The sequence below is a fragment of the bacterium genome, assembly GCA_035454885.1.
Classification (GTDB): Bacteria; UBA10199; UBA10199; order JACPAL01.
On the sequence record DATIGE010000014.1, the window covers coordinates 25,108 to 46,438 of the forward strand.

The following is a 21,331-nucleotide window of genomic DNA, read 5'->3' on the forward strand; positions in this document are numbered from 1 at the left end:
CATGCGCATCCTGATCATCGGGGCCGGGGCCGTGGGCGGGTTCTACGGCACCAAGCTCGCGCTCGCGGGCGAGGACGTGACTTTTTTGACGCGGGGCGCGACGTTCGAGGCGTTGAAGAAGCACGATCTCGTGGTCAAGAGCTTTCGAGGCGATTTCCACGCCCGGGTCCATGTCGTCGATTCCCTCGAAGGCTACGCCCCTCCCGATCTTCTCGTCTTGGCGGTCAAATCCTACGACACCGACCAGATCATCGGGCAGATCCGTCCCGTCGTGGGCGACGGCACACTCCTCCTCTCATTTCAGAACGGGGTCGAGAACGAGATCAAGCTCGCGACGGCCTTCGGCCGGGAGAAGGTGTTGGGCTGCGTCTGCTACATCGGCGCGGAGGTCGTCGAGCCGGGCGTGATCCACCATAGCGCCCGCGGGACGGTGGCGATCGGGGAGATGACCGAGTCCGGGTACCCGCCGCAGGCGGGTGGACGAGGAAATGCCCGTAGCACGAGAAGCGCGGAGGGCGGGATGGCACCTCAAACCAACCGGCTGGACCAAATCGTGGAAACCTTCCGCAAGGCCCGGATCGAAGTCCACGCCTCCGGCGACATCCGAAGAGACCTCTGGATCAAGCTCTGCTGGAACACGGCCTTCAACCAGGTCTGCACCGTCGCCCGCGCCACCGTGGGCGTGGTGCTCGAGTCCGAGGCCATGCACAGGCTCTTAAGGGCGACGATGCGCGAGGTCTTCGCCGTCGCCGCCCGGCACGGCGTGGAGCTCTCGGAGTCCATCATCGACCAGCACCTGACCCTCTCCAGCGAGGAGCTCCGGTCGGTCAAACCCTCCATGCTCCAAGACTTCGAGCGCGGGCGGAGGCTCGAACACGAGACGTTCTCCGGGTTCATCGTCCGGGAGGGGGAGAAGTTCGGACTCCCCGTGCCGATCAACACGACGCTTTACGAATTTCTCAATTTCTTGGATCAGATCTCGGCCAGGGAATTGAATTTGTAGGTTCAGCGAATCAGGGGGGCAAGCACGACAGGATCGAGCCTCAGCATCTGCCCCGCCGGCAGGAGGGCGACGTCCTCGCCGGGGGCCCCGCGGTAGACGTTCTTTTCGCGACGGTAGGAGAAGGCCAGAACGAAACGCTTTTCCAGAAGTTCCTCCCAGACCTCCTCGCAGGTGGGACCGGACGGCGCCGCCGCCCCGACGATCGTCCGGGGAACGTAAGTCGAGAAAATCTTCACGCCGACCTCAAGGGATTTGTAGAACCCGGCGCTGCCCTCGTCGATCACGTTTCCGGAGGGATCGCGGAACAGGAGCGACATCGCGAGCTCATGGGCCTCCAAGGGCTCCCTCTCCCTCGTCTCGGGGTTTCGAACCTCGACGGTCGCACCCACGCCCTCGGGTTGCATGGCCATCCGGTCCTTGAGGGAGACGGGGACCAGGATCTCCGCGGCCAGGCACCCCACGCTGCCCGCCGACGAAGCCGTCCACGAGGGCGTCGCCTCCGCGGTCGCGCCCGGCGGAGGGACGGGGGACGGAGACGGCGCCATCGGAGGCGCGACAGCCGGCTCTTCGGCCGGCGCGGCTTTAAATTCCTCGGAGGTCGCGTTGAATGAGGACGGGGGCGCCAAGGGCGTCGCGGGCGCGGGACCGACCGATGGGGCCGGGCAACCGCCGCCCCAGATCAGGGCGGCCCAAAGGCCCGTCAGGATTGAAAGATGGACCTGTCTCAAAATGTCCTCGCGCCTTCCTCTCTTATCGGCCGGGAGGTCGCACGGGTTCCGATTATACGCCCCCCGGCCTTTTCAATCGATCATAGAGTGTGCGCCTCCCCATCCCGAGCTTCCGCGCCGCCAGCGTCTTGTTCCCCCCCGCCTCGCGGAGCGCCTTCCGGATCGTCTGCGCATTGGCGCGCCCGTGGCGTCCGGAGAGCCCGTGCGTCCGCATCTTTTGATAGAGCGTCACGCGCGAGACACCCAGGGCTTCGGCGGCCTGACGCTTGTTCCCCTTCGCGTCTTCGAGGGCCTTCATCACGAGCCTCTTCTCCAGGGCCTTGAGGTTCCCCTCCAAACCCTGACCTTCCAGGATCAATCCCTTTTCCTGGGGAAGGGAAAGAATCTCCGGCGAGAGGAGTCCCGCGGTCACGTGCCCCTTGCCCAGGGCGAGACACCGGGTGAGCTCGTTTTGAAGCTCGCGGACGTTGCCCGGCCAATCGTAGTCACAGAGGAGCTTGAGCGCGCCGTCGTCGATGGAGACGAACTCGGGCGGAAGACCGAGGGCATTGTTTTTGAGAAAGTGCCGGACCAGGTCGGGGATGTCCTCGCGCCTCTCTCGGAGCGGCGGGAGGTTCATGCGGACGACGACGAGACGGTAGTAGAGGTCTTCCCGAAAACCCCCCTCGCGGACCATTTTTTGCAGATCCTTGTTGCTCGCGCAGACGACGCGCACGCCCACCTTGCGGGACTTGCTCGAACCCACCGGACGGATCTCTCCCTCTTGCAGGACGCGCAGGAGCTTGGCCTGCATCGCGGGGGTCGTTTCCCCGATTTCATCCAGAAAGACCGTCCCGCCGTCCGCCTCCTCGAAGAGGCCCCGCCGGTCGCGGTCGGCGCCGGTAAAGGCCCCGCGCACGTGCCCGAAGAGCTCGCTGTCCAGCAGCTGCTCGGAGAAGGCGGCGCAGTTGATCGCCAGAAAGGGTTTCTCCCGCCGCCTCGAATTCCGGTGGATGGCGCGCGCCACGAGTTCCTTGCCCGTTCCCGACTCGCCGTAAATGGAGACCGACGGCTCCGCGTCCTTGAGTCTTAAGATGGTTTTTTGGATCTCCCGGATCGCCTTCGAGTGCCCGATCATCCCTTCGAAACCCTTCGAGAAGGCGGCCGCCCCGGGCGCCGCGCCGAAACCTTCCAAGGTCTGCCGCGCCTGATCCCTCTCCCCTTCCGTGGCCGCCAGCCGGTCTTGGAGGGCCTCGTTTGCGACCGCCAACTGCCGCTGCAACGCCTCCAACTCCCGCGCGTGGCGTTCGGAGGTCTCCAACGAATCGATCGCGGCCAGCGCGAGCGCGGCCTGGTCCGCAAAGAGCGTGACGAGCCGGACTTGATGTTCCTGAAAGGCCCCCTCGGTGAAACGGTTGTCGAGATACAGGGCGCCCAAAGGGACGCCCGCCTTGAGGATCGGCACGCAGAGGATGGAGCGGAGCTTCATCTTCATGACGCTCTCGGCGGCCTTGAGGCGTGCGTCCTCGGCCGCCTCCATCGAGAGCAGCGGCTCGCCCGTCTCCATCACCCGCTTCAAGACGGTCACGCTGAACTTCTCGTGGGCCTTCTTGAGGTCCTCGCGGTCGAAGCTCCGCGCGGCGGCGATCTCGAAACCGCCGGCCCGGTCCTGAAAAACGACGAAACCGCGCTCGGCCCCGGAGAGCCGGATCGCCTCGTCGAGCGTGAAATCGAGCATCTTTTGCTTTTGGCCCAGGGCGACCAGGGCCTTGTTGGTTTCGAGAAGCTTTAGGAGATCGTCGTTCATCTCAACCTCCCGCCATTCGTTCGAGAATTTTTTCGCGTTTACGGTCCCTCAAAAAGGCCTCGCGGGCCGCGTCCGGCATCCGGAGCGTGAGCGTATCGACGGCCTCCAGCGCCCGCTCGTAGCAGGCGCGGGCCTCCGTCGGGCACCCGCGCGCCTTGAGGAACTCCCCGCACTCGAACTCGCATTCCCAGCCCATCTGAAGGTTCTTTCCGTGCGAGAAGTGCCGGCAGGCGGCCTCGAGGGACTTCCACGCCTCTTCGTCGTTCTTCCGGTCGTGCGCCAGGACCTTCCCCAGGATGAGCCCCGCCTGCTTTTCCAGGTCCTCCGCGCGCGACCGGTGGGCGAGCGCCATCGCCTCGCGGGCATCAGCCTCCGCCTCGGACCACCCCCCCTTTGCTTCCCGAAAATAGGCCCGGTGAATGAGCGCCACGACCCTTTCAAAAGTCTGACCGGCCGCCTCGAGGACGAAGACCGCCTCCGAAAGCCTCTCCCCCTGCCGCCCGACGGCCCCCCGCTCGCCGTCGACCATCGCGAGCAGAAGGAGGGCCCGGCCCTGCGTCGGGAGATACCGGCGCGGCACCGAGAACCTTAAGGCCTCGCGGGCGAACGCCTCCGCCTGAAGGAGCCTCCCCTGATAAAAGGACAGGTTCGCGAGGTTCAGATACGCCTGTGCCGTGACGGAGTCGTGGCGCGTCCTCTTCAAGTGTTCGAGGCACTTTTGATAAAAGGTTTCGGCCGCGGGCCACTGGGCGGCGTCGAAGTTCAAATTCCCGAGATTGAGGAGGGCGGCGCCCGCCAGGAGGTCCCTCGACACGGCCTCGTGCGCCGACGCGAGGGCGTGCCCGTAGAACCCCTCCGCGCCGCGGAAGTCGCCCATCCTCTGCGCGAGGATGCCCAGGTGAAGAAGCGCCCGTGAGAGGACGTCAAAATCCCTTTCGGCCGAGGCCAGCGCGACCGCCCGGGTGAGTTGCTCCCGGTCCTCGGGGCTCCGTCCCTCGAAGAGGGCTGCCTTGCCGAGGGTCTCCAGGGCCGAGGCCTGCCCGCGCGCCGCCAGTCCCGAAATAAAGTCGGACGTGAGCAAGGCGCGAACCTCGGCGTACCGTCCCGCCCCCGCCAAGAGACGGGCCTTGGCCAGGGCCAAGCTCGGGGGAATTTCGCCGCCGTAGTGCCTTTCGAAGACGTCGAGCCCGTCTTCGTAGCGCCCCTCCTCGTCCAGCGTCCGAAAAAAGGCGTCCGGATCGGCCGGCGGGACCTCCGCTTCCCCGCCCTCCTCTTGCACGGAACGGTAGAGGATGCGGCCGCCGGAGAAAAATCTTTCCAGCCGCCTCGCCTGAAGGGCGTCGGCGACGGCCTCCTCCACCTCCGCGACCGACCATCCCGTCCAGACTGCGAGCGTCTCCGCGTCCAGTGACACCTGGGCCTTCCCCAAGAAGGCGAAAAGCCTCTCGGACGGATCGTTGAGGGAGGTGGAGGGCCCCTCTCCCGCCGAAATCCTCCAGCCCAGGCCGTCGCGGACGATCTTTCCGCGGTTCACGAGGCTTCGTCCCTGCCGGACCAGTTTCCCGGGGCTTCCGCCGGCCGCCTCGCTCCAGGCATTGACGAGTGATGGGGGAATCCCGGGCAGGATTTTTTTCAACACCCTTTCGAGGGACGCGGGCTTCAGAGGCGTCAAGGCGACGACATTCCCTTCCAGCGGGGCGTCACGGACGAAGAGAACGACCCGGGCTTGCAACCCCGGGGGCAAGGACAGGCGCCATGCCGCGACGGGACCGGCGTCCGCGTCGTCGATCAACAGGAACGTCTCCGGCGGGACAGCCGACGGCTCGGGCGCTTCCAGGACGATCCTGTCTCCGCGCAGGAAGAGCACGTCTTTCCGGAGCGACCAGAGCTCGCGCTCAAGCCAGCGCGCCAGGAACGTCTTGCCCGAACCCTCCTCTCCCCGGACGGTCCACGTCCCGGGTCCGTCCAAAATCCCATCGAGCAAATCGCGGGCCTCCCGTTCCCTCAAAATCAGTCCGGCGTCCTCAAAGAGCGGAATCGGGACCGCACGGGCCGTCGGAGACGTTCCGCCCAGGGCCCCTCGAAGCCCCTCCAACGCGGCACGCGGCGTCTCCCAACGCTTTTGGGGATCGCGGTCGAGAAGCCTTTGGACGAACGGCGAAAGCTCCCCCGTCACGGGCCGCGGATTCCCCTCCATCTGCCGGTTGAGGATGGCGACGGGGTCGTCGCCCTCGAAGGGCGGCCGGCCGGTCAGGGCTTCCGAGAGCAGGACTCCGACGGAGTAGAGATCGCTCCGCGTGTCGATCCCGCGCCGGAGGGCGAATTCCGGGGCCGTGTAGGGAGGCGTGCCGAGCGCCTCGCCCGCGGGCGACCTCCCCATCACGGAGGCAAGCCCAAAGTCGATTAGCTTCACCTCGCGGCCGCGGGAGGGCGATTCGCGGACGAGGATGTTCTGGGGTTTGAGGTCCAGGTGGACGACGTTCCGGAAGTACAGATAGTCCAGGGCCTCCAAGACCTGAAGAAAGAGCCAGACGATTTGATGGACGTCCAGGCCTCGGATCGCTTGGATCAAATTCTGGCCCTCGACGAATTCGCTCGCCAGGTAAGGCCGGCCGTCCTCCTCTCCAAAATCCTCGACGGAGGCGATGAAGGGATGCGCGAGCCCCGCCAGGGTTTGAAATTCGCGGTCGATGAGATCGGGGCGTTCTCGGGCCCACTCCGGAAAGAAGAGCTTTTGGGCGACCGGTCTCCCGCCGCGATGGAGATCCTTGCAAAGAAAGGTCTCCGCGGTCGCGCCCCGGCCCAACGGTCTCACCCGCTCATAGCGCATCAACAGATTATCTCACACTTCCGCACAAAAAGGGGGCGACTCATTTTTAACATTAATTCAAATAGATAGGTCATATTGTTCTATTTTTTACCTTTCCGCAGATCGTTCGTCCGGCCGGTGTGCGGGGCCTGTCTGGCACCGGGCTTGCTCTAAGCCCCTTCCACAGGAGGTCATTATGACCATGGTTTCCATTAAGAAGGACCCAAGCGCTCCGCAAAACCCGGGCGCCGAGTTCGATCCCACCAACACGTCCGTCGTGCAGTTATCGGAGAACACCCGTCCCTCCGATCTCCCGGCGACCAACCGGCCCGAAGACCGCTACGCGGAGGGCGGCAGCTCCTCGCTTTTGGCGATCACCGGCGGGCTGAAATACCGCCAGTAGCCCCACATCGCGATTGTCTCCCGGGGGCCTTCCGCATACATACGTCAGGAGTGAACGACGATTCCTTCATGCGGGAGGCCCTCCGGGAGGCCGCGAAGGCGGCCAAGAAGAAGGAGGCCCCCATCGGGGCGGTCGCCGTGAAGGACGGCCGGATCCTTGCCCGCGCCCACAACCTGCGCGAATCCAAGAACGACCCCCTCGGCCACGCGGAGCTTTATCTCTTGAGCAAATTGTCGCGGAAGTTGAAGGGCTGGCGGATGATCGGCGTCACCGTCTACGTGACCCTCGAGCCGTGTCTCATGTGCATGGGGGCCCTGATCCAGGCGCGCGTGCCGCGTCTCGTCTTCGGCGCGATGGACCCGAAGGCGGGCGCCTGCGGATCACTCTATGACCTTTCGAAGGATGCGCGGCTCAATCACCGGATCGCGGTCGTCTCGGGCGTCTTGGGCAAGGAATGCGGAGACGTGCTGACGAAATTCTTCAAGGCCCTTCGGCTCGGTCCTCGCGATGCCGGCGGCGCTTCTCCTCGAACCGCTCGAACGTCTCGATCTGCCCGGGCTTGAGCAGGCCGCGGATCTGCGCGCGCGTCGTCTCCCGGATCGCCTCCATGCGGGGCTTGAGCTCGTCGCGGAGTGACTTGATCTGCTCCCTCTGGCCGCGCAGAAGCTCTCCGACCGCGCCCCTCTGCTCGGGCGTCAAATCGAGCTCGCGCGTAAAGAGCTTGAGAATCCTCTCCTCCCGCCTTTCCGACCGGTCCCACCGGCCGTAGCGCCCTCCCGCGTACCAGGCCCCCCACCCGGCGCCCGCCAGGAGGCCGGCCAAGAACCCGACCAGCAAGGTTTTCCAGGACATCATAGATCCTCCAGCACGAAGGCGAGCACCTCGTCTTCAGACGGGGTGCCGGACGCCGTCGCCCATTCGTAAAAGCCGCCTTCGTCACCCGCGGCAAGCAGGTCTTGAGTCGTTGTTGCGGGAGAACTCATGAAATAGAGGCCCGCCGCGAGGGCGAGTACGGCGGCCAGGAGGGAGGCGGGCAGCCACTTCGGGAAACCCGGAGTCCTCGGCGTCCCCTCCGCCTCGACCCGCGACAGGATCCGCGTCACAAAGCGCTCTCCTTCCGGAACCGTCATGGGACTCTGCAGGAGACGCCGCGCCCGGCGGAAGGATTCCAGAGACGTTCGACAATCGCCGCAAGACTTGAGGTGGAGTTCGATCCCCCGGCGCTCGTCCTCTCCGGTTTCCGGATCATCGAGCAGATAGACTTGGAGATGTTCGTCTTGGCGACTTTCATCTGGGCGGCTCATGACCCCTCCTTCAATCGTTTCTCCCAGGTCCGGGCCAGGGCCTGCCGCGCCCGCGCGAGCTTGGAGCGCACCGCCTCGACGGTTTTGTCCAACACGCGAGCGATCTCCGCGTACGAAAGCCCCTCGATCTCCCGCAAGACCAGAATCGCTCGGTCGTCCTCCGGCAACGCCTCGAGCAACTCACGAACCGCGATCCGCGACTCCGCCTCGGCGGCATCCGCCGACGACGCGTAGGCCTCGTAATCGGCCTCCTTGAGGCCCTGTGTTCCCGACGGCTCCGAGAATATTTTCCTAAATCGCGCCCGGCTGCGGAGACGGTCGATGCAGTGCCGGACGGCGATCCGGTAAAGCCACGTCGCCCTGGAACTCTCTCCGCGGAACGTGCCCCACGCCCGGTACGCCTTCACGAAGACCTCCTGCGCCGCGTCTTGGACGTCCGCGGCCTCCGCCGCGTCGGAGAGCATCCCGGCGCAGAGCCGGAGCATGCGCTCCTGCTGGCCGCGGACGAACGCCTCGAATTCGTCTCGATCCGGGATCGCCACGACGCGAGTCTAGTCCGGCTTCCTTCTTTCCTCACGCTGTTTTTCGAATTTCGCCTTCTGTTCCGCCGTGAGCACGGCCAGCACCTTCTTGTGGGTCTCCTCGTGCAGGGCCTTCATCTTGGCATGCTGTTCGTCGAAGATCGCCTTGATCTTCGCCTGCTGGCCCGCGTTCAGATTAAGATTCTCTGTCATGCGCTCCAGACGCCGTTCCCGCATCGTCTTGAACTTGGCCTCCTTTTTTTCGGAGTAACGCGCGATCGCGTCCGGGACGAACGGCGCAACGGCCCCCGCCGCGATCAGGCTCACGGCCAACGCGCCCGTTACGATGGATTTTCTCATGATCCCTCCCTGGCTTCCTCTACGAGCATCGGCGAGTGCCGTGTCGCGGGAAGCGACCTTGTGTGACGGTTAGACGCGCGGGAGGGGGGGGAAGTGTCAGCGAAACTCCGCGCGCAGAGTCAGCCCAAAAGAGCCGGGCCCGATGAACGGAGCGACGGACCCTAGGGCGGGACGGAATCTCCTACGGCCCGCGACGAGGAGCGCCGCGCCGACGGCGATGAGGGCCGCTCCGGCGCCGGCGGCGGACCAACCGACGATCGACGAGATGCGCCCGCGCCGGCAGGCGTCGAAGACGCCCCGGCGCGTCAGCTCGGCCGCGGTGGCGTCCTCGATCGGACCGGGGCCGACGTGGCAGAGAAGATCCCCCTCGTTGACGGGCCCGTCGAGCGGCAAGTCGAGCAGACCGCCGGGCCGGCTCCAGTCCGCAACGCCTTCCCGGTAGACGCGCCGCGCCGCGAACCAGCGGGCGCCCATCCAGACGGCGGTGCCGGCGGCCAACGCCCCGGCGGTGACCAGTCCCGCGCCGGTGAAGCGTAAAAACCTTTTCTTCGTTTCCGCCGGCATCGGCCCCGGCGCCGACGCCGGACCGACGTCGAGGCCTCCCGCTTTTGTCGACTCCGGCATCGAGGCGGGCGGCTCGGCGACCGCCTCCCGCACGACCTCCCGCGCGACGGCGTCGAATCCCTCCGCAAGTCCTTCAAGCGTCGCGGGCACAACGCGATCGATCTCAACCGGCGTCCCGCCGCCCCGATAGACGCGCACTCGCACGCGAACTTCGGCCGCACCCTCCACCGCCTCCAACTTCCCGACGATGATGCGGTCGACGCCCATCCCCGAGGCGATCAACGCCATGCACCCCTCGTCCAATTTGCCGCACCCGTACACCCCCACCATGTCGCGCAAGAACATCGCCGGTGACTCCACCGCGTGACCCGCCTTTTCCAGGAGCCCCCGCACCCGCGCCTCCAGATCCACCGGCGCCATCTCCAGCTCCGGCGGGAGCCCGAACCCTTCGAACGGAAAGACCCCCAGACGGAGCCCGGCCGGCGCAGACGCAGGGGCCCCCAGGGCTGGCAGAGATGCGGGGCGTGTGACCGCGGCGTCCATTTAAGACCCCGGCTTCGCTTCGGGCCTCTGGGGCCCCCGCGGGGCCGGCGGCGTGCAGCCCCTGCGTTTCGAGCATCGTTCGCCCTTGGGCAATCCCGAAACGATGTCGGAAACCGTCGTCTTCGGAGCGGTGACGTAGTCCGACGAGCCGGAAGGCAAGTACGTCGTCGCGCTCGAAGGCCTGCCGGCGGTCTTGAACTCTTCGGTTTCGGTGCCCCTCGCGATCACCCCCGAAGCGCCTGTGACTGATGTGATCCCCATAAATCCCCCCTTCTTTTATATAAGGACGCCGGATCATCCCGGCGCCTGATGCGGGATAACACTGCAACGGCGCGGCCAGTCCGGCCGGCGGCGAAGGGAACCTTGAAAACCTATTAAAATCACACGGGAAACCCTGTCGTTCGCGACGGACCCAAACGGTCCCAATGATGTGCGGAAGCGTATCGTATTTTATTTTCTATAGTTAACTAACTGTTTTTACGTATGTTTATTTAATCCCTATGTCCGTGCGGATTTATGCAGCCAGACCAGGACCCCATCGGCCCCTCCCCTCTGTCTAATCCGGCACGAATCAGCGGCGGGAAGAATTGGATGGAAAAAGCGAAACGAATCGGCGAGAAGCGCGAGTATCCGGTCATATCAAACAAGGAGGAGGTCTCTATGAAAAAGAAGGCTCTCTTAGGATTCTCGTTTTTGACCGCCTTGCTCGGATTTACGGGCATCGTCCCCACGATCTCGCTCGACCTCGCCTTCGCCAAGCCGCCCGACTGGGCCCCGGCGCATGGCTACCGCCGCAAGCACGAAGGCGACGACCGCAAGGATTACCGGGATGATGACCGCGAAGACTGGAAGCAACGGATGGAGAACGAGTTGGAAGAACGGTTCCCCGGCTACAAGGTGTTCGTCCGCCTGGACGAAAACCGCGACGGCCGGATCTCCCGGCAGGAATGGAACGAGGGTAACGACCTTTTTGACAAGCTGGACAAGAACAACGACGGCTACTTGAGTCGAACGGAGTACGCCCGGGTCGAAGAGGAACGCGGCGTGCTCGGCAACCTCCTCGCCAAGGTGAAGGAAAAGGTCGTCGGCTTCTTCGCGAGCCTCTTTTAGTGGACATTTCGGCCGTTCCCCCTCTAAAAATGGCTGGGTCCGGGAGGGGTGGCCGAGCGGTTGAAGGCGCTAGTCTCGAAAACTAGTATACCCGCAAGGGTATCGAGGGTTCGAATCCCTCCCCCTCCGCATTAATAAGACATCGCGCGTGGCGGCCCCTGGTCGCCACGGCAATTTCTCATCAATCGGATCTTCGTCCCTCCTCGATCCTCCCTAATAATCTCAAGAACCCATCAAGGATCGTGAGCGGATGCGGTGGGCAGCCGGGGATGTACAGGTCGACCGGAAGCATCTTGTCGGCCCCGTTGTTGACCTCGGGGCTGCCTTCGAAGGGCCCTCCGTCGATGGCGCAGGCCCCCACGGCGATCACGATCTTGGGACTCGGGACCGCCTCATAGGTCTTCATCAAGGCAAGTTCCATGTTCTTCGTGACGGGTCCTGTGATCACGAGCCCGTCGGCATGCCGGGGCGAGGCGACGAACTGGATACCGAAGCGGGAGAGATCGAAGACGACGTTGTTCAAGGCCTGAAGCTCCAGATCGCATCCGTTACAGCTCCCGGCGCAGACCTCTCGAAGTTTGAGGGAGCGCCCAAAGAGTTTTCTCATCTTCTTGTCAAGCGCCTCCGCCAGTTTGTACTCTTCCCCTTTCAAGATCAAATCTTCCCTTCTGCGGACCGCCATCCGGTAGTCGCGGGAGTAGACGACAGGCTCGTTGGCCCGGTCCCTGTCGGCATCGGACGAGAACAGGCATCTTCCGAGATCAAGCTGTTTCCCCTGGCTGAGGACCGGCCTTCCCCGAAAACGCTCGGGAAGGAGCGCCTCTTCCGGAAATTTCAGCGTGCGATGCCCTTGCTTCCATCGATTCTTGAGAACTTGCCACATAGTCCCCTAGACTCCTCCTTTAAAGGTCATGCCCCGCGTACGAAAGGTTGAAGCTCTTGTTGATCAAAGGAAAATCGGAAATCTGCTGGTCCCGCAGCGATAAGGCCACCGCCGTCCAATTGGAAAACGAAGGATCTTTCACCTTGTACCGGGCGATCTTCCCTTCGCCATCCGTCGTGATCACATGCACGATCTCTCCCCGCCACCCTTCCACGAGAGTCGCGGAGAGGCTGTCCCGGGCCGGCGGGCCGCAGGGAGAACGCGTCTCTCCCGAAGGCATGTGCTCGATGAGAGAGAGGAGGAATTCCATCGATCGTTCCATCTCGATCCGCCGTACGAGGGCCCGCGCATAGACGTCGCCCTCTTCCGCCGTGACGGCCGGCACATGATGGAATCGATAAATTCCATGGGGGTAATCCTTTCGAACGTCGCGATCCTGCCCGCAGGCGCGGGCGGCGGGGCCTACAAGACCCATCGCCTGACAGGTCTTTAGGGAAACCGATCCGATGCCGTCCATGCGTTCAAAGACGGATGGCGCTCCAAAGAAGAGCTCGGCCACGTTCGCGAGATCCTGCTGAAGACGCCGCAGCCGGGCGGAAAAGGACTCGGACATCGCCTGGGGCAAATCAAAGGCCACGCCTCCCGGGCGGACATGGGAACGTCCGAACCGGTTGCCCGTCAGGTCCGTCAAGAGGTTCAGAAAATCGCCCCGCATCCGGCCGAAGAAAGCTGCGGCCGGGACAAAACCGACGTCGCCGGCCAGGGCGCCCAGATCACCGACATGGTTGGCCAGCCGCTCCAATTCCAGGGCGATGGCCCGCAGCGCTTCCGCGCGGGGCGGAACGCGGCTCCCCGCGAGGCCTTCCCAGGCCATCGCCGATGCGATGGCATGACCGACCGCCGTATCGCCCGCGATGGACTCCGCAATCAGGGGAACGCGCCAAGGCGCCGCCGTCTCGAGGAGTTTCTCCACGCCGCGATGCTGATAACCGAGCTGGATCTCCAGATGAAAGACGTTCTCCCCGTGGCATTGAAATCGGAAATGACCCGGTTCGATGATGCCGGCGTGGACCGGACCCACTCCAACCTCATGGATTTCCTCGCCCTGAATTTGGAAGAAGGGCTGACGGCGGGGAATCGGTTCGGAGACGGATGAGGATTCGGGAAATCGAACGGGCTTGAGCCAGGGATGGCCGACGGGCTCGGAACCGAACTGTTCGTAAATTTCCCTCTCGAAGAGGTGCGCCTGGGGATGTTGGGGAGTCAGGGAAGGAAAGCTGTTTGCTCCCTTCGCGGCGCCGATCCAGAGCCGGCCCTGCTTGTCATCGCCGAGGATCCCATAAAGCTTAAGACCTTCCGAAACCTTGCGGCCAAAATAAGCGATCAGCCGGTAACCCTCCTGCAACTTTGCCCCGATGGAGTCGACAAAGAGCGCGGTATCCTGGGTGATTGGAATCTGATTCTCCGCGATGGCCCCACCATTTCTCAGAAGGCGGAACGTCCCCTGGTTTTTCACCGATGACCTCCCACCAGAGCGGCGGCCATCTGAAGAGGCCGGTCAAGCCAAGAGGGGATGTAAATCCCGAGGAGGAAAACGGAGAGGAGCAGGACGCAGGGAGTCAGTGTCGTGAGCCATGGCTCGATCACAGGGGCTCGCGTCGCCCCCTCCGTCGGCAAAGCCGCCGGAGCCTCCCCCTCAACGCCCCGTCGGGGCTGGTTCTCTGCCGGCTCCCCTTGAGTCATCGAGAGGACGATGCGCCCCATCCCGACAAAAATGAGGGCGAGAAATCCCAGAAACAGCGCGACCACCGTCCAGTGGCCGTCATTCACGGCCGATCGCAGAATCGTAAATTCGCTCACGAAAATCCCGAACGGAGGAGAGCCGGTGATCGCGATGAATCCGGCCATGAAGAGGGCTCCGGACAGCGGCAATCGGCGGAAGACCCCCTGAACGGACGAGACGGATTTGCTCCGGTAATGCCGGTGAATATTGCCGGCCGTCAGGAACAGGACGCCTTTCGCCAAACCATTGCTTAACAGATGGAGAAGGGCCCCGTAGATCGCCAATCCCCCGAGGCCCAACGCCAACGTCAAGATCCCCATGTGCTCCACGCTTGAATAGGCCAGCATGCGTTTGTAATCTTCTTGGCCCAGCATGAAGACGGCGGCGACCCCCATGGAGAGAAGTCCGATCATAACGAAAAGAGGCCGCGCAAAATCGGCTTGCTGGGCCGCCTGACAGACCTGGTTGATGCGAAACAACGCCAGGAACGCACAGCTGGTCAAAGCCCCGGCCAGAAGAAAACCCACGAGTCCCGGCGCTTCTCCATAGGCATCCGGCTTCCAGGTGTGCATGGGCGCGAGGCCCATTTTTGTACCGTATCCCACGAGGAGAAAGATAAAGGACGCCCGGAGCCAAGGGACCGAAAACGAGGCGCCATGTTGAAGCATCGTCGGGAGAAAGAGCGGGTTTTCAACCGGGCCGGCGGCCGTCTCGGCCATGGCGAGAAAAAAAGTCCCCAGAAGGGCCAGCGCGATCCCCACCGAACAGATGATGAGATATTTCCAGGTGGCTTCCAGAGACCGCTGGTTGTGATTGAAATAGAGAAGCGGAGCGGAGGCCAGCGTCGTCGCTTCAAGAGCGACCCAGAGGAGGCCGAAATGATGGCTGAGGGTGACGACCGTGACCGCGGAGAGGAAGAAAAGGAGGGAGGCGACGAAGTTCCTGTTATTCCGCTCCAACCGTTGCTTCAAATATCCGACGGCATAAAGAGAGGCCCCCAGGAACAGCAGACTGATGAGGCCCAAGACGATTTTCCCCATGGCATCGAGCAGGAGCCACCGGCCCAACGTGGGGAAGGAACCGGAAACCCAAAGCCAGGAGACCGTGACCGCGTGAACAACAGCGATCGGCACAAGGATCCATGGCCTTTTTCCGTTGTCTTTGATGGCGAAGGCAAGGCCCGCACCCAGGAGCGGAATCGTGATTAAGAGCAGGAGAGCGAGCATGTCATCATCCCTTGAGACTTGAGAGCTTGCGAACGCTCAGGGTGTTGAATTCCTCGTGGATATGCCCCATCAGCGTCCCCATGACGAAGATGCCGGCAAAAATGTCCAGCGACACCCCCATCTCGATCAGCCAAGGCAATTCCTTTGTGAGGATGAGACCGAATGCGAAGATGCCGTTCTCCAGCATCAAATAGCCTAGGGTCTGCGTCAAAATCTTGACCCGGGTGACGATCACCAAGAGACCGATCATCAAGGTCGACAGGGCCACCGGCACAAGGAGCGAGGACTTGATCTCCGCCGGAAGAGGAAGCCCGCTGGACACGGCAAACCCGAGCCCCACCAGTCCGCCTCCCAGGATGAGCGACGCCGTGAACCCGATCAGGGGTTCCTGTTCCTTGCGAACCACCGCCTCACGAATCGCCCGAAACAACAAGATCGGGATGAGGAACCCCTTGAGACCGATGACCATGAACGAGATCAGAAAGGTGTGATAGGACCATTCCCGGCCGTGGAGGAAAAGGGGCAGGACGCCCAAGGCGACTCCTTGCAGCGCTACGGCGCGTATGCAGGTGTTCAGCGGATGGGAACCCAAAACCACCAGGTTGGTCAGGATCACGCCGATCAGTATGATTTGGACAAGATGGTCCATGTTTTACCTCATGCCGAGTATCATTCCGACGATGGCGATCATGCAGGCCGCCGTTAAGAGCCGCGGCACTCGAATCATTCGGAGGCGCGCCATACCCGATTCGACCATCCCGATGACGATCGTCAGAACGGCCACCGTGGCGCCAAAATAAGTCCAGTCCCGGACGGGATCGCCCGAATCCATGGGCAGAATCAGGTGAGCCATCAGGGCCACCAAAAGGAACAACTTGATGGAAGCCCCATAGAGAATAAAGGCCAGATCCGGGCCGCCATGGTCCAAGACCATCACCTCGTGGATCATGGTCAGCTCCAGATGGGTCGCAGGATCGTCCACCGGAATGCGCGAATTTTCCGCGAGACAGACGATGAAGAGGCTGAACACAATCAGCGCCAGGGAGGCGGCAAATTTCATCGGCATCCGTGAGACGGCCTGTCCGAACATCGTGCTCAAGGACATGCTGCCCGTGCATCGAACGAGCACAATGAAAATGATGAACAGGGTCGGTTCCGCCAAGATCGAAAACGTGACTTCCCGGGAGGCTCCCATCCCCTCGAAACTTGATCCGGTATCAAGGGCCGCCAGAACCGTGATGAACCGGGCCATTCCCAAGAGATAGGCAAAGGCGACCACATCCCCCGGAAAGGAGAGCGGAGAATAGGCCCCGGCCAGCGGGACGAAGAGAGAGGCCAGGAGGAGACAGGCCAGGGAGACAATCGGTCCCGCCCGGAAAACCCAGGTCGTGGTCGTGCTGTAGACGGCCCCTTTCTTCAACAACTTGAAAAGGTCAAAATAGAGCTGAAGAACCGGCGGACCTTGACGGCCCGCGAAAACCGCTTTGATCTTGTTGATGAGCCCCGGCAAGAGGGGAGCGAACGCCAGCGTCACCGGAATCGATATCATTTTGATCAACATACCATCATTCCATTCGTCTCAAAGCTTCCAGAGGAAAAGAACCACGAGGAAAAGGAACATATACACCAGGTACAGCTGGACACGTCCATGTTGAAAGCCTCGCACCGTGAGAAACCATGCTTGGCCGCGGCGGATCAACGGGAGAAGAAAGCGGTCCCAGACAAGATCCGGCGTACGGGAGGCAAACCGGGCCTGCGGTTCGGGGAAGTAGCCTCTCGGTCTTGAAATCGCACACAGGGGACGCAGCAGTTTTTGAAACAGAGAAACGGGAAACTGCGCGTAGGACGACGAGGTGTACTGCATCCGGGAATTCACAACGGCATAGCCGCAGCCCCACGTCGTGGACTCTGCCGCGGTCCTTCTCGAAATCAAGGCCTTGCGAACCAGATAAAGAACGAAGACGGCCGCCGCCAGACCCAGCGCCAATTGATTGATTCCAAGAAGAACCGGGGCCTGGGCGACGAGAGGGCCCGGCGAGCCGCCGTTCAAATTCCCGAGGGAGACCGGAACTAGGACGGAGAGCGCCCGCTCCACGGCCGGCAGCACCGCGCCCGGGAAAAAACCGATCAAACAGCAGCCTAACCCCAGAACCGCCATCGCCCCGGTCATGAAGACGTCCGACTCCTTGGCGTCGGCCGCCTCGCGGGATCGGGGCGATCCGAGAAATTGCATGCCAAAAGCCTTCGTGAAACACGCCACCGCGAGCGTTCCGATCAGGGCGAGAATCGGGGCTCCGAACAAAGGAGTGACGTCCTTGCCCTGAATGACATGGAACGCTCCGAGATAAATCAGCCACTCGCTGATGAATCCATTGAGCGGGGGGAGCCCGCAGATCGCGACCGATCCCAGCAGGATGGCGAGACCCGTCAGCGGCATCCTCTTCAAAAGCCCCCCCTGCCGGTCGATGTCCCGGTTTCCCGTCGCATGAAGAACGGATCCCGCCCCCAAAAAAAGCAGACTCTTGAAAAGACCGTGGTTGATCACATGAAAAAGGGCTCCTCCGAACCCGAACAGGATCAGCATGGGATTTCCAAAACTTAAACCCAAATAACCGAGCCCGAGGCCGATCGTGATGATTCCGATATTCTCAATGCTCGAATAGGCCAGGAGTCTCTTGAAATCGGATTGAGCCAGGGCCCAAATAATGCCGAGACAGCCGGAGACCAAGCCGACGGCGCCCAAGGTATAGCCCCACCACGCCGGAGTGATTTGAAAAAAACTCAAGATTCGAAGGATCCCGTAGATCCCCGTCTTGATCATGACTCCCGACATCAAGGCGGAAACGGGGCTGGGCGCCGCCGGGTGCGCCTCCGGGAGCCAGATATGAAGCGGCATGAATCCCGCCTTGCCTCCAAACCCGATCACCGACAGAACGAAAACGGCGGCGCCGGCCGGAACGATCGCCGGGCTTCCCGCGATGCGGTCAAAATCGAACGAACCGGCGTTCATTCCCAGCAGGACAAACGCGACAAAGAGGCAAAGGGTTCCCATGTGGGTCGCCGCCAAATAAAGGAACCCGGCCCTGCGAACCTGCGGGACATGGCCGTCAAAAATGACGAGAAAAAAGGCGCTCATCGCCATCATCTCCCAGGCCACCAGAAACAGGATCCCGTTTTGCGCCGTCAATACGAGCGCGATAAAGACGACAAAGACGCTGAAAAACAAGTGGAGGGACTTGAGCGATCTCTTTCCTTCGTCGTGCCGAAAATAGGAGAATCCAAACACCGCCGACGCCCCGGAAACGGCAAAATGGAGAAACAGAAAAACGGCCGACAAGGGATCGATCGCGAGTGCGATTTGTCCCATGGGAATGGCCCAGGGGATTCGCAGCGACGACAATTCTCCGCCAAGAAGTACCTGCATGACGGGAACGAGGGCCAAGACACAACCCGCCGAGATCGTCCCCGCATGAAGGACCGATTCCTTGCGAGGGCCCCGTCCCGGGACAAGCGTCAGGATGCCTCCGGAAAAGATCACGAAAAGAGCCAACAAGAAGAGCGTCATGGGTGCGGGGCCCCTTCCCAGCGATCCAAAAGAAAAACGTTCCGCCAAAGAAGCTCGATGCCGTTGAATTGCCAGACAAGGAGGGCGACGAGGAAGATCAGGACATACGCCAGGTAGGCGGGAATCCACCCCTGTTGAATACGCCGGATTCGAACCATCCATTCATGACATTGGACATAGATCCAGGGAAAGAACCGGTCCAGAACGGCATCGGGAGTTTGCGATTCAAAATGCCCTTCAACCGGAAAATAACCATGCGCCTTGCGATCATGGACGATCGGATGGAGAACGGCTCGAAAGAGAGTCATCGGAAATTGAGCGAATGAGGACGAGGAATATTGCAGTCGCGGTCCCGTCAACGCGTATCCGCAGCCCCACGTGGACGAGGCTGACACCGTTTTTTTCTTCATGAGCCAACGGCGAAGAAGGGCCAATCCTCCGACCGTCCCCAAGAGTCCCAGGGAGAGCGATCCGATCATGAAAAGCAGCTGCATTTGATTCTTAAGAATTTGATTCGTCGCGGATGCGAGCGGCCCCGAGAGAACGCCGGCGGCCCTGCCAATGGCCGGAAACACCGCACCCGGGAACAGTCCCATCCCCAGGCAAATGGCCGAGAGAAACAACATCGGCGCCACCATAAAGACGTCGGACTCGCGAGCCTCCGCGGCCTGGGCCGTGCGGGGAGACCCAAGGAATTGAATGCCGAAGGCCTTGGTGAAACAGGCGGCTGCGAGCGCCCCGATCAGCGCCAGAGCGGGGATCCCCAAGAAGGGATAGAAGCTCCCGGAGGCGAGACCCAAATGAAAGGACCCTTGGTAGATCAACCACTCGCTCACGAAGCCGTTCAAGGGAGGGAGCCCGCAAATCGCCATCGATCCGACGAGAATGCAGAGACCGGTCCAGGGCATTTTCTTCAAGAGCCCGCCCATGTGATCGATCTCCCGGGACCCTGTGGCATGAAAAACAGATCCCGCTCCCAGAAACAGCAAGCTCTTGAAAAGGCCGTGGTTCAAGACATGCCAAAGTCCTCCCGCGAAGCCCAACAGGGCAATCAGGGGATTTTGGAAGCTCAGGCCGAGGCACCCGACGCCCAAGCCCAGGGAGATGATCCCTATGTTCTCGATGCTGTGGTACGCCAACAGGCGCTTGAAATCATGCTGCGCCATAGCCCACAGAACGCCCAGGATCCCCGACGTCGTTCCGATCATCACCAAGACCACGCCCCACCATGCCGGCGGATTCGGAAAAAAACTGATGACGCGTACCAGGCCATAAATGCCCGTCTTGATCACAACGCCGGACATCAGGGCGGAAACGGGGCTGGGCGCCGCGGGGTGCGCTTCTTGAAGCCAGATATGAAGGGGCATGAACCCTGCTTTGATCCCGAAGGCCACCAGGGAAAGAAGGAAGATCTCCACGCTGAGAGGGAAAATCGCCGGATTCGCCGCCATGCGCTCGAAGCTGAAAGAACCGGCAGCCCCCCCCAGCAGGAGAAAAACACCAAACAGGCAAAGCGTTCCCGTGTGTGTCGCGACCAGGTAGAGAAATCCCGCCTTGCGGACCTGTTTTTTTTCGTGCTCGAAAATGATGAGGAAAAATGCGCTCAGGGCTATGAGTTCCCAGGCAAGAAGGAAGAGAATTCCGTTCCCGGCCGCCAGCAGAAGCGCGATAAATAATATGAGAGTGCTGAGGAAAAAATGAACCGATCGGAGGGATCGGGTTTCCTCGTAAGGGCGAAAATAGGAGATCGCATAGAGGGCCGCCGCCCCTGAGACCAGAAAATGCAACAGTAGAAACAACGCCGACAACGGATCGATGGAAATTTGAATCTCTCCGGCCGGAAGACCCCAGGGCAGCGCCAGGCGCGCCAGCTGCTGCCCCAGAAGCACCTGAACGGCCGGCACGATGCCGACGGCGCAACCGAGCACGATCATCCCGGTCCACACAAGAGTTCGGACGCGTCTGGACGGGCCGGGGAGTAGCGCGACAACCGCGCCGGCAACGAACAGGGAGAGAGCGGTCAAGAAAAGAGTCATGCCTTTTTCTTTTCCGCGGCCAAGGACGGTAACCGCGATTCAATCTTTCTAATCTTGGCCAGCAGTTCCTCTTGCGAGGCCCTTTCCTTGAGCAACCGCTTGAAGATCTGGTTATGCAGGGCGTACGCCAACTGAGAAAGCATACCCAGATGGCTGTTGATGTTGGGACAGATCAGGGCAAAGATCGTGTGCACGGGAAGGCCGTCGATGGCGTCAAAATCGACGGGTTTTTCAAGAAAACACAGCGTGAGCAAGGGGCTGTCGACGTGAAACACGATGGGATTTCTGGCGTGGGGGATGGCGAAACCTTCCCCGATGGCCGTCGACCCCAGGTCTTCCCGTGCAAGGAGCACTTGGGCGGCGAACTCCCGGTCCACATCGGCGGGAAGAGGAAGGCGGTGCACCACGGCCCGCATGACCGAGGCCTTGTCGTGGTTCGGCACATTGTAGTGGACCCCTCCGGCTTCCAAGGCCTTCTCCAAAGAAACGGAAAAAGTTGACGATCCGCCCGAGTCTGATTCTTGGACGAGTTCGGGCCGAAAGGGTTTTTTCTTGGAGGTGGCCCAATCGAGGACGTCCACGTGATTGAAGCGATACCGCTCCTTGATGCGATAGGCGGGGAGATTTTCCTCCTTGATCCATTTGTAAATGACCCGTGGGGTGACGTCCAAGAGGCGGGAGACGTCACGAATCGTTAATTTCATAGG

21 protein-coding genes and 1 tRNA gene are annotated in these 21,331 nt (G+C 62.0%); 5 read left to right on the top strand and 17 right to left on the bottom strand.

The genetic code is table 11. The features are described from left to right. Nucleotide 1: 1 nt before the first annotated feature. Complete coding sequence (locus VLJ37_02780; GenBank protein ID HSA58590.1) at nucleotides 2–1,003, top strand: 2-dehydropantoate 2-reductase; 1,002 nt, start codon at nucleotides 2–4, stop codon at nucleotides 1,001–1,003. A 2-nt stretch (nucleotides 1,004–1,005) separates the two neighbouring features. On the opposite strand, the gene VLJ37_02785 is transcribed toward VLJ37_02780, so the two are convergent. The 3 genes from VLJ37_02785 to VLJ37_02795 are packed head-to-tail and all read right to left on the bottom strand — an operon-like array spanning nucleotide 1,006 to nucleotide 6,347. Continuing rightward, a complete protein-coding gene (locus tag VLJ37_02785) occupies nucleotides 1,006–1,731 on the bottom strand; it encodes a hypothetical protein (protein HSA58591.1) in 726 nt (241 codons plus the stop codon). A 52-nt stretch (nucleotides 1,732–1,783) separates the two neighbouring features. After that, nucleotides 1,784–3,517, bottom strand: coding sequence for a sigma 54-interacting transcriptional regulator (locus tag VLJ37_02790; GenBank protein HSA58592.1), 1,734 nt, complete (start codon nucleotides 3,515–3,517; stop codon nucleotides 1,784–1,786). Nucleotide 3,518: 1 nt separating this feature from the next. Next, nucleotides 3,519–6,347 (bottom strand): serine/threonine-protein kinase, encoded by a 2,829-nt coding sequence (locus VLJ37_02795; GenBank protein HSA58593.1) that lies wholly within the window; start codon nucleotides 6,345–6,347, stop codon nucleotides 3,519–3,521. A 175-nt stretch (nucleotides 6,348–6,522) separates the two neighbouring features. Between VLJ37_02795 and VLJ37_02800 the strand changes: the two genes are divergently transcribed. Both VLJ37_02800 and tadA read left to right on the top strand, forming a co-directional pair. After that, nucleotides 6,523–6,729, top strand: a complete 207-nt coding sequence (locus VLJ37_02800) for a hypothetical protein (protein ID HSA58594.1) — start codon at nucleotides 6,523–6,525, stop codon at nucleotides 6,727–6,729. 50 nt (nucleotides 6,730–6,779) lie between these two features. Then, complete coding sequence (gene tadA, locus VLJ37_02805; protein ID HSA58595.1) at nucleotides 6,780–7,292, top strand: tRNA adenosine(34) deaminase TadA; 513 nt, start codon at nucleotides 6,780–6,782, stop codon at nucleotides 7,290–7,292. Here tadA and VLJ37_02810 read toward each other — a convergent pair. The 6 genes from VLJ37_02810 to VLJ37_02835 all read right to left on the bottom strand — a co-directional run bounded on the left by VLJ37_02810 (nucleotide 7,210) and on the right by VLJ37_02835 (nucleotide 10,282). Continuing rightward, nucleotides 7,210–7,584 (bottom strand): hypothetical protein, encoded by a 375-nt coding sequence (locus VLJ37_02810; GenBank protein HSA58596.1) that lies wholly within the window; start codon nucleotides 7,582–7,584, stop codon nucleotides 7,210–7,212. The genes tadA and VLJ37_02810 overlap by 83 nt on opposite strands. Beyond that, nucleotides 7,581–8,033: a zf-HC2 domain-containing protein gene (locus VLJ37_02815; protein ID HSA58597.1), complete on the bottom strand. Its 453-nt coding sequence runs from the start codon at nucleotides 8,031–8,033 to the stop codon at nucleotides 7,581–7,583. Before VLJ37_02815 ends, VLJ37_02810 begins: the two co-directional genes overlap by 4 nt. Continuing rightward, nucleotides 8,030–8,575: an RNA polymerase sigma factor gene (locus VLJ37_02820; GenBank protein ID HSA58598.1), complete on the bottom strand. Its 546-nt coding sequence runs from the start codon at nucleotides 8,573–8,575 to the stop codon at nucleotides 8,030–8,032. Before VLJ37_02820 ends, VLJ37_02815 begins: the two co-directional genes overlap by 4 nt. Nucleotides 8,576–8,584: 9 nt before the next feature. Continuing rightward, nucleotides 8,585–8,914 carry a hypothetical protein gene (locus VLJ37_02825; protein ID HSA58599.1) on the bottom strand — a complete coding sequence of 110 codons (330 nt, stop codon included), beginning with the start codon at nucleotides 8,912–8,914 and terminating at the stop codon, nucleotides 8,585–8,587. Between the two features lie 96 nt (nucleotides 8,915–9,010). Then, a complete protein-coding gene (locus VLJ37_02830; GenBank protein ID HSA58600.1) occupies nucleotides 9,011–10,021 on the bottom strand; it encodes a hypothetical protein in 1,011 nt (336 codons plus the stop codon). Beyond that, nucleotides 10,022–10,282: a hypothetical protein gene (locus VLJ37_02835; GenBank protein HSA58601.1), complete on the bottom strand. Its 261-nt coding sequence runs from the start codon at nucleotides 10,280–10,282 to the stop codon at nucleotides 10,022–10,024. Between the two features lie 399 nt (nucleotides 10,283–10,681). Here VLJ37_02835 and VLJ37_02840 point away from each other — a divergent pair, with 399 nt between their 5' ends. Together VLJ37_02840 and VLJ37_02845 are read left to right on the top strand one after the other, a co-directional pair. Continuing rightward, nucleotides 10,682–11,131 carry an EF-hand domain-containing protein gene (locus VLJ37_02840; GenBank protein HSA58602.1) on the top strand — a complete coding sequence of 150 codons (450 nt, stop codon included), beginning with the start codon at nucleotides 10,682–10,684 and terminating at the stop codon, nucleotides 11,129–11,131. A gap of 42 nt (nucleotides 11,132–11,173) precedes the next feature. After that, a tRNA-Ser gene (locus tag VLJ37_02845) sits at nucleotides 11,174–11,260 on the top strand. 52 nt (nucleotides 11,261–11,312) lie between these two features. On the opposite strand, the gene VLJ37_02850 is transcribed toward VLJ37_02845, so the two are convergent. Genes VLJ37_02850 through VLJ37_02885 form a run of 8 tightly spaced genes read right to left on the bottom strand, consistent with a single transcriptional unit; the run spans nucleotide 11,313 to nucleotide 21,328 of the window. Then, nucleotides 11,313–12,014, bottom strand: a complete 702-nt coding sequence (locus tag VLJ37_02850) for an NADH-quinone oxidoreductase subunit B family protein (GenBank protein HSA58603.1) — start codon at nucleotides 12,012–12,014, stop codon at nucleotides 11,313–11,315. 19 nt (nucleotides 12,015–12,033) lie between these two features. After that, complete coding sequence (locus VLJ37_02855; protein HSA58604.1) at nucleotides 12,034–13,530, bottom strand: NADH-quinone oxidoreductase subunit C; 1,497 nt, start codon at nucleotides 13,528–13,530, stop codon at nucleotides 12,034–12,036. Beyond that, nucleotides 13,527–15,023, bottom strand: coding sequence for a proton-conducting transporter membrane subunit (locus VLJ37_02860; protein ID HSA58605.1), 1,497 nt, complete (start codon nucleotides 15,021–15,023; stop codon nucleotides 13,527–13,529). The genes VLJ37_02855 and VLJ37_02860 overlap by 4 nt, the downstream gene beginning before the upstream one ends. A 4-nt stretch (nucleotides 15,024–15,027) precedes the next feature. Further along, nucleotides 15,028–15,672, bottom strand: coding sequence for a hydrogenase (locus tag VLJ37_02865; protein HSA58606.1), 645 nt, complete (start codon nucleotides 15,670–15,672; stop codon nucleotides 15,028–15,030). A gap of 3 nt (nucleotides 15,673–15,675) precedes the next feature. Further along, complete coding sequence (locus VLJ37_02870; protein HSA58607.1) at nucleotides 15,676–16,584, bottom strand: NADH-quinone oxidoreductase subunit H; 909 nt, start codon at nucleotides 16,582–16,584, stop codon at nucleotides 15,676–15,678. An 18-nt stretch (nucleotides 16,585–16,602) separates the two neighbouring features. Beyond that, nucleotides 16,603–18,588, bottom strand: coding sequence for a proton-conducting transporter membrane subunit (locus VLJ37_02875; GenBank protein HSA58608.1), 1,986 nt, complete (start codon nucleotides 18,586–18,588; stop codon nucleotides 16,603–16,605). After that, on the bottom strand, nucleotides 18,585–20,624 hold the full coding sequence (locus tag VLJ37_02880; GenBank protein ID HSA58609.1) for a proton-conducting transporter membrane subunit: 2,040 nt from the start codon (nucleotides 20,622–20,624) through the stop codon (nucleotides 18,585–18,587). Before VLJ37_02880 ends, VLJ37_02875 begins: the two co-directional genes overlap by 4 nt. Then, nucleotides 20,621–21,328: a PTS sugar transporter subunit IIA gene (locus VLJ37_02885; GenBank protein ID HSA58610.1), complete on the bottom strand. Its 708-nt coding sequence runs from the start codon at nucleotides 21,326–21,328 to the stop codon at nucleotides 20,621–20,623. Before VLJ37_02885 ends, VLJ37_02880 begins: the two co-directional genes overlap by 4 nt. Nucleotides 21,329–21,331: the final 3 nt, after the last annotated feature.